At 46.7% G+C, this 9,040-nt stretch carries 3 protein-coding genes; all 3 read left to right on the top strand.

What is annotated here, in order from left to right; genetic code table 11:
- Nucleotides 1-2,064, top strand: a 2,064-nt coding sequence (locus tag WC715_06300; GenBank protein MFA6172028.1) for a tail fiber domain-containing protein, incomplete at its 5' end; no start/stop codon positions are given.
- An 89-nt stretch (nt 2,065-2,153) separates the two neighbouring features.
- Entirely contained in the window at nt 2,154-3,383 is a 1,230-nt protein-coding gene (locus WC715_06295) for an ATP-binding protein (protein ID MFA6172027.1), read from the top strand.
- A gap of 210 nt (nt 3,384-3,593) precedes the next feature.
- Nucleotides 3,594-9,040 (top strand): hypothetical protein (locus WC715_06290; protein ID MFA6172026.1); only part of this gene is annotated, 5,447 nt, incomplete at its 3' end.

Raw genomic sequence — 9,040 nt, 5'->3', positions numbered from 1 at the left:
GTCGGCATCGGAACGACGAGTCCTAGTGCGTTATTAAATTTATATGGTAGTACTGCCGCACCGCAGTTGTTAATTGAAAGAAGCGGCGCGTTAGACGCGGCATTATCATTCAAAAATACTGAAAATCAATGGGTTGTGGGCGAGGACCAGTCAAATTCCAACGCCTTTACAATTTCTGATTCCGCGGCAATAGGATCTGGACAGAGATTGACAATTACAACCGGCGGCTACGTCGGAATAGGAACAACCAGTCCGGCGCAAAAGCTTGAAGTGGTAGGAAGGGTAAGAACGAGCAGTACGGCCGATTATGGAGATTTTTTCGCGGGCTCTTTAGGCGGGCTTACGGGAATACATATAGGTTCAATAACGAATGTGCCTCTTACATTCTATACAAATTCCAGCGCCGCGAAAATGACTATAAGTACCGGCGGCAACGTCGGCATCGGGACGACGAGTCCAGAGGCTCTATTAGATCTTACTAGCGCCGGATCGGATACGACCGGAGTAGGGCAAAAATTGCGCTATTCAGTGAACGGCAGTCCCTTATTCGGCTGGAGAATGGATGCCGGGAATAATTATTTGATATTAGATTATGTTTGGGCGTCATGGGCCCCGGCTTTAAGCATAGCCAGGAACGGCGGCGCCTTAACCCTAAACACTTTATCCGGCGGCGGAACCGTATTGGCTAATGCCGGCGGAACCCTTTATATTTCATCAGACGAAAGGCTGAAAAATATTACCGGAGAATTTAACCGGGGACTGGCTGACTTAGCCCGCATTAAGCCGATAAAATATTATTGGACTAAAGAAAGCGGCTTGGATACGGGTGATGAATATTATGGTTTTTCCGCCCAAAACATCCAGCAAAATATTCCTGAAGCAGTCGGATTAAATAGCAAGGGGTATTTGACGCTGAATGACAGGCCGATATTGGCAACGGCTATTAACGCGATAAATGAACAGCAAGGCGAGATTGTTGGTATTAAGTCGCAAACCGATGCCTTAGCTCAAGCGATAATGATTGATTCGCTTGGCCAGGTAGTCTTTTCCGAAATAAATACTACTGCCAGTTCCATGGAAAATAGCGCGGTCGCGGTCGGCGCTCCCCAAGTTATTATCAATACTTCAACAACGACTCCGGGCGTTTCAGTCGTAGAAATTAAAACCGCGACTACAACGACCGGCACGGCTTTTGTCATTAATCAAGCCGGGGAAGGGAATGTCGCTGATTTCCGCTCGGCGGACGTTAGTATTATGAATGTGTCGTCCCAAGGAAAAGTCGCGATTGTCGGGGAATTGGAAGTTGACGGCCGGATAATGGTTTGCTCATCCGGCGCCTGCTCTTCGCGCCTAGACGAAAAAGTTGACGACACTATGGGCGACCTGGGCGTTGAAGGAAAAGTCGTAGCCGGAGCTTATGAAGGGTATTGCGAAGAGGGAATGGTCTGGGTGCCGGGCTCGGCTAAATACGGAACTATGCCCGGATTCTGCGTAATGGAAAATATCGCGCGCTTAACCGGAGGCGAAGCGGCTTTAGCCGATATTACCAATTTGACTAATCCGGTCTGGACCGGAATATCGCAAGGCGAAGCCGATGTCCGATGCCAGTCTCTGGGCCAGGGCTATCATTTAATTTCAGAAAACGAATGGCTTACGGTTGCCGAAAATATTATCCGCGTAAAAGATAATGATAAGGATTTGAATGCCGAAGGCTTACAGCTCGCGGGCGCGGCGGATTTCAAATTGTCTAACGGCAATGAGATTAAAGAGCTCTCTGGCGCGGTTAGCGAATGGACTGACCGGACAGTTACCAAAAATGAACTTCCGCAAACGGCCGGAGCGGACTGGACTGAATACGCGGACGTTTCCGATTACGGCGGGTTAAATATTGCTCCGCCTTACTATCTTAACCATGCCTCGAACGGAATCGGAATGATAAAAGCGGGCGACAGCCAGGCGCAGGGAAGAGCCCTGGTCCGGGGCGCGAACGGAGTATACAGCCTGGACTTAACTCATGAGCCGATTGAAGAGTCTCCGGGAATCGGCTTTAGATGCGCGAAATAAACTAAAGAATTAAAATTTGACAAAGGTTAAATTCTAGTCTAAACTAAAATTGATATAGGCTTAAATTTTAGCCAGAAAGGCATAATTTTATGTATATTAAGCGAAAAATTGAGAGCAAGATTCTTAAGTATCTTAATTCTCCGGAAATAATCGCTATTTTGGGCCCCCGCCAGAGCGGAAAAACCACGGTTCTAAGAAGGATATTCGAAAGCCTTAATTCGGCCTCTTTTATAAGTTTTGAGGATCGGGAAGCTTTGGGTATGTTTGAAAAAGATATTGAGAATTTTATTAGCGCTTACGTAAAAAATAAGAGGTATCTTTTTATTGATGAATTCCAATATGCCCGCGCCGGAGGGAAAAAACTGAAATATATTTTCGATTCACACAAGATCAAAATTTTTATAAGCGGCTCTTCATCCGTCGATTTGGCGGTTAACGCGCTAAAATATTTGGTCGGGCGCATATTTATTTTTAATCTTTATCCTTTGGATTTTGAGGAATTTATCGGCTATAGGGAGAAGGGTCTAGTTACGGCGTATAAAGAAATGAGCGGCGGCTTCAAGGCGCTTACGCCGGTAAAAATAGGGGATGACCTTCATGCTAAATTTGCCAGGCTTTACGAAGAGTACGCGATCTACGGCGGATATCCGAGAGTGGTTTTATCTAAAAACGATGAAGAAAAAAAAGAAGTGCTGAAGAATATTTATAACACTTACTTTTTAAGGGAGGTTAAGGACATTCTTGGCTTGATTGACGACTACAAGCTGGAAAAACTTTTAAAGGGACTGGCCCTTCAAATCGGAAACCTAATCGAATATAACGAACTTGGACGGCTTTCGGAATATTCTTACCCGACCTTAAAAAGGTATATTAATTTTTTTGAAAAAACTTTTATCTCCAAACTGCTTCCCCCTTTTTATAAAAACAAGAGGAAGGAGATCGTAAAAAATCCCAAAGTCTATTTTTTTGATTGCGGTTTAAGAAATTTCGCGGCCAATGATTTTAGAAGAATAAGCGAGCGTCCGGACGGGGGAGCGCTTTTGGAAAATGCCGTTTTTCAGCAATTAATAAAAGGCGAATACAGCTTCAATTATTGGCGGGATAAATATAAAAACGAGATGGATTTCATACTGAATCTAGAAGGGGGAAAAATAGCCGCCCTGGAGATAAAAAGCCGCCTTAAAAACCCAAAGCTTGAATCTGCCAGAAACTTCAAAAAATATTACCCAGAAGCCGAGATTTGCCTTCTATATTTTAACCCTCGCGGCGCCAGCCAGGATAAATTGGGATTAAAATTTTATCCTGTTTACGCGGTTTAGCGAACGACGCCCGATTGTAGCGCCTTGCGGGTAAAAAATAGAATATTCCAGTCCGCCCTAATCAGGGCGGACTTTTTTTGTTGCCGAGATTGATGAATTTTGGTATAATTGTGGATAAGTAAAACGATGTTTAATTGATAATTCAATTGTTAAATATCGTTTAATACTAGCTAAAATTTTTTAAGATAAATTTTCCGCTTAATTTTCCCCATGCTTTTACCGGAAAATAAAGACAAAAATCAGAAACCCCGCAAAGCCAAGGCGGGGGATTTAAAGAAGCTTTTTCCGCTTCGGCATTTTGCTGTCGACGGCCCCTACAGCCCGGCCTATATTTCGATTTTGGTCCAAAGAGGCAGCCTTAAAGCACGGCGGATCGGGAGGAATTACTTTACCTCCAAAGAATGGTTTTCTGAATACCTGGAGCGCCATGCCCAGGAGCAAAAAAGGGAAGAGGCATTAAAAATGAACGGCCGCCCTAAAACAATGGAATATCTGCCGGCAGAAGCGGCAGATTCTAAAGAAAACGCCAAGGAGAGTCCGGCTAATCCCGAAGAAAACGCTGAAAAGAAGGCTGAAAAAAATGAAGAGAAGGCCGCGGCCGATACTCATCCAGCGATTGTTCCCGGTACCGCGATTAAGCTGTTTGAAGTCAAGGAGCCGTCTTTTATCCATAGCCCAAAAGTTAAAATCTTTGCCAACGCGGCTTTGGCCGTATTCCTCCTTTTTGGCATCCTGCGCTTCACGCCGGCTATCCTGGCCGGTTTTGAAAAATTCGGAAAAGAAATGGCCGCCTCGTCCAATATTTCTTCTTCCTCCAGCGGGGCTTTAGCCGGAGTTCGGTTAGAGCTTGAAAAAATAAACGGTTCAATTTCGGATTTAGAGGGGCTCGTAAAAGACAACTTGCAATCCGGGCTTAAAAATTCTTTCGGGTCGGCCTTAAACCTTTACGCCCGCGCCCTGGATTTTTTAATTCCTGATCAGATAAAGAAAAAGTTCGCCCTAGACTACTCAAAAATCTACAAAATAGAGCTGTCTACAAATTTTGAACAGCCCGATAACCGGAAGCAAGATCAAAATTACCGGCCGGCAAAAACAATAGACCAGGGCCAGGTTGCCGGTGAAAAAATCGCCGTAGCCGAACCGGGCGAATTAAATTCGAAAAATAGCGGGACCGCTAGCTTTAGCCCTGCCGCCGCCTCCGGCAACTCTTTCATCCCGAAAGCTAACCAGCCCCTTCCGGCAGTGATTCAAAAAACTTTAGTCGAAACTCGGTCAAAGCTTTTTGTAAACGGCGACGCGGATATCAAGGGAAAACTGACTGTCGCTAAAAACGCCCGCTTTAACGGCGGGATCGTTTCTATTGAAGGATCGGATTTTAGAAAAGCCCTCTATAACAGCGAAGGCCTGTTAACAGTTGAAGACGATTTAATAGTTTACGGAGCGCTGGAAGCCGATAATTTGAAAGTAAAAAATACGGCCGAGTTTTCCGGCACCTTAAACTTAAACGACGTTTACGCGAATAACATAACCGCCCGGCGGAATCTTTCGGTAGTCGGCGACTCTTTAATCCAGGGCTCGGAAACGATCGGCGGAAACTTAATGGTCGCCGGAACCTTCCAGGCCGGCCACACGCTATTTTCGAGTTTGGGCGTAAGCGGCACCCTTGGCGCTAATTCGCTTTCGGCCGGCGCCGGCGGATTTATTTCCGGCGGAGAAGCGAGATTAAACGGAGACGTAACTATCAACGGATCGGAAACGGAAATTAATTCAAGGACTGCCATGAATAATGTTTTGACCGTAAGCGTTACCTCGGCCAGCGCTTTTTCGGTCGGCGACGGAACGCTGGTAAATTTTAAAGTTGACACAACCGATGACATAATTACAATATCGGGCGCCCTGAATTACACCGGGGACTTGACGATGACCGGCAATCTTTACTTAAACGGCGACGAGCGGATAACCAATTCTTCGGCAACCGCTTTTACGGTCGGCGACGGGACTGATAATAATCTCGTAATCGATACCTTAAACGACATCCTGACTTTAGGCAAAGCCTCGACGACTGACCAGGTTATAATGAACGCGAAGCAAATTACCATCAACTCGGCTTCAACTACCCCGGCGATACTTTTAAATTACGACGGCACCGGCAGTATTTTCCAAATCGCCGACAACGGAGTGAACCGCTTAATTATGGCGGATGGCGGGGCGCTTTCCCATATCGCGAGCTCAACGGATTTTGCCTTGAATATTAACCAGGCCGGAACGAACGGAAGACTGATTAATATTCAAGACGAGGGAACGGCGAGATTTACTGTTGCCGACCAGGGTGTAACCAGCATCAGCACCGCTTCTTCAACTGCTTCGGCCTTAACTATTACTCAAAACGATACGGGAAATATTTTAGACCTTTATGCCGGAGCGGCAAACGTCCTTACCGTATTGCAAAACGGCAACGTTGGGATAGGGACGACAAGCCCCTTGGCCAAATTTTCAGTCCAGGGAACAGCCGGACAGCCAGTCATTAATATTGCCAGTTCAACCGGCGCCAGCTTAGTGTATGTTAACGGATCAGGCAACGTCGGGATAGGGATGACGAATCCGGGGAATGCGTTGGATATTGCAGGCACTGGGGCAATAGCAAATTTTGGTAATAATTCTGCAAATACTTCCTACATTCAATTGTCTGGAGGCAGGGCGATGTTGGGATATAACAATACGACTGCTAATGCTGTAATACAAGGTTCTGCAACAAAAGGAATTGAATTTAATGTAAATAACAACACTTTTGGTTCTGGAGCCGCGATGACAATATTAAGCGACGGCAACGTCGGCATCGGGACAACGACGCCTTACGCAAGGCTGGCGGTAAACGGCCGGGGAGTATTTGATATGGATGTCCGGGCCGATTATTTTACCGCGACCTCCACTACCGCTACTTCGACTTTCCCCTGGCTCTCGGCTACTCGCTCTAACGTTGGAACCGTGATTGAAGGAATCTGGAATGGGACTTCAATTTCTGACGCCTATATTGATAATAATATAACGATTAACGGCGGAACTATTTCCGGAACAACTAACACTATGTCTTTAGGCTCGGATGCCCAAGGCGACACTTACTATCGCGACTCTTCTGGTTATCTCGCAAGACTCGGACTGGGCACTGCCGGCTATGTCCTCGCCAGCTCAAGCGGTCTTCCGGCCTGGGTAGCCACTTCAACTATCGGAGTCCAGGGCAGAGGCAACGGCGCCGCTTATCGGATCGCTTACTGGACTGACGAAAACACCATCTCCTCCGATTCCAATTTCACTTTTAATCCAATCACCAGCCTCTTTACTCTAACCGGCAATGCTTCAACCACCCAGCTAACTGCTACCGGCTCAACTTATCTTGCAACAGATGGCGGCAACGTCGGCATCGGAACAACTTCGCCTTGGGCCCTACTCTCTGTCAATGCTCCCGCCGGACAGCCTTCATTCGCCATCGGCTCTTCCACCGCGACCAGTTTTATCGTTAATGCAAGCGGCAACGTCGGCATCGGAACGACCAATCCTGGTAGTTTGTTAACGGTTGGTAGTAATAGCACAAATACATTTACAGTTAATAGTTTAGGAAGCATAAACGGTAATCTTCTCAATATCAATAATCTTAATTCTGCAAACACTTCCGCCTTAAGCGTAAAGGGAACTTCTAAATTTGATTCAGGGCTTGTTGGTCAAACTGCAGTAACAATTTATGGAAGACCCAGCCAAACAGCCGATTTATTTCAGGTTGGTGCTGATGCCAGCAACCAAGGAAGCTATTTGGATATAACAAGCACCGGCAACGTCGGCATCGGAACAACTTCGCCTTGGGCCCTACTCTCTGTCAATGCTCCCGCCGGACAGCCTTCATTCGCCATCGGCTCTTCAACCGCGACCAGTTTTATCGTTAATGCAAGCGGCAACGTCGGCATCGGAGTATCCAACCCAACAGCGCAATTTTACGTCCATACTTTATCCGGCCCGGTTAACTCCTATTCTTCAGGAGTCGGATCTTATCCGGACGGGACCCAGCAAGTTCTTTCTAACGGTTATCAGGGCGCGGATAAATTCAGCGGAATCGCTTTCCGGAATACTCAAAATAGCTCAACAGTTGGATTTGCTTATATTGGAACCGTGTCTGACAGCGTGGGTTATGCCGGAACCATGGTTTTCGGCCAAAGAACCGGGGCGAGCAGTTTTTCGGAGAGGATGAGAATTAACCAAAGCGGCAACGTCGGAATCGGGACGACCAGCCCCAGCAGGCTTCTGCATTTGTATAATACCGCCAGCAATGGACTAAGACTGGAAAGCAACGGTAATGCAATTTACACGGGGCTTGAATTCAAAGTATCCGGCGTAGCTGACAGCTATACAAAAGCAGCTATTCGCATGGCTGGAGATACCAGTACTGACGCTAACAAACTCGTATTCTCTTTAGGCCAAGATATAAACGGGATTGATTCTACTGCTTCCGCTGACCAAATGGTTATTACAACCGCCGGCTATGTCGGAATAGGTACAACAAGCCCGGCTTCGGTATTGTCTATAAACTACGCGGGGGCAACCGTATTAAATGATACTCCGCAGATAAACATTACCAGCAACTCTAGATATAACGGGTTATTATTTAATGAAAATGGATCTAATATTGCCGACATCCAGGTTATGGGTTCTGCTTTTACGACTGCAAGCCGCCAGAATAATCTTGAGTTATGGACAAGAACTGCTACTGGGGATATTAGCTTTCACCATAATTCAGTTACGCCCAGCGTCATATTTGATTCAAGCGGCAACGTCGGCATCGGAACAACTTCGCCTTGGGCTCTGCTCTCTGTCAATGCTCCCGCCGGACAGCCTTCATTTGTCATCGGCTCTTCAACCGCGACCAGCCTGATTGTCGACAAGAACGGCAATATCGGCATCGGGACGGCGGTACCTGTTGCGCCTCTGCAGGTCGGTTCGCACGCTACCGGTATCCGCGGGTACGCGAGGCTCGAAGATGACGGCACAGACGCGCCGGCTCTTCAGCTTGCGGATTTACGCTCCTCGGGGCGGATATTCACTCTCTACAGCGGCTCCCCCGACGCCGGGAAATTCTCCATATATGACGCCTCTTCCGGCGACCATCGCCTCGTGATTGATAGCGCAGGCAATATCGGCATCGGGACGACGAGTCCTTCTGGAATTTTAGACTTAGCAACAACCGCTGGCAGTAATTTATATGTTGATACTTATAGCACAACCGATGCTAACCCTTCGATTTTAACATTTAGAAAGTCATCGACGTCAAGCATTGGAACAATAACGACCACGGAAACAGGAGAGGAAATAGGCAGGATTGATTTCAGGGGGGTTGATAGCGGAAATAATTTTGACCTGGGCGCGCAAATAACAGTAAATCAAAACGGTGCGGCCGGTACAAGAGTTCCAGCGGATATGATTTTTGAAACTTGGGGAGCAACCGCGGAAAATACGAATCAATTAGTGCTAAGCAATAACGGTAATATCGGCATCGGAACGACGAGTCCGGTAGATAAATTGGACGTTTATAACGGAAATTTTTATCTTACTGATTCAGATATCAATCATGGACTTACCACACTTGCCCCTTCGAATGCATATTTAAAGCTAGG

The organism is Patescibacteria group bacterium (assembly GCA_041661505.1).
Taxonomy (GTDB): Bacteria; Patescibacteriota; Patescibacteriia; order Patescibacteriales; family JBAZCA01; genus JBAZCA01.
The sequence above is the reverse complement of the archived record's forward strand: the minus strand, read 5'-3'. Positions and strand labels throughout refer to the sequence as shown.

Excerpts from the sequence above, each read along its gene's own strand:
- WC715_06295 (MFA6172027.1), top strand. The coding sequence starts at position 2,154 with ATGTATATTAAGCGAAAAATTGAGAGCAAGATTCTTAAGTATCTTAAT.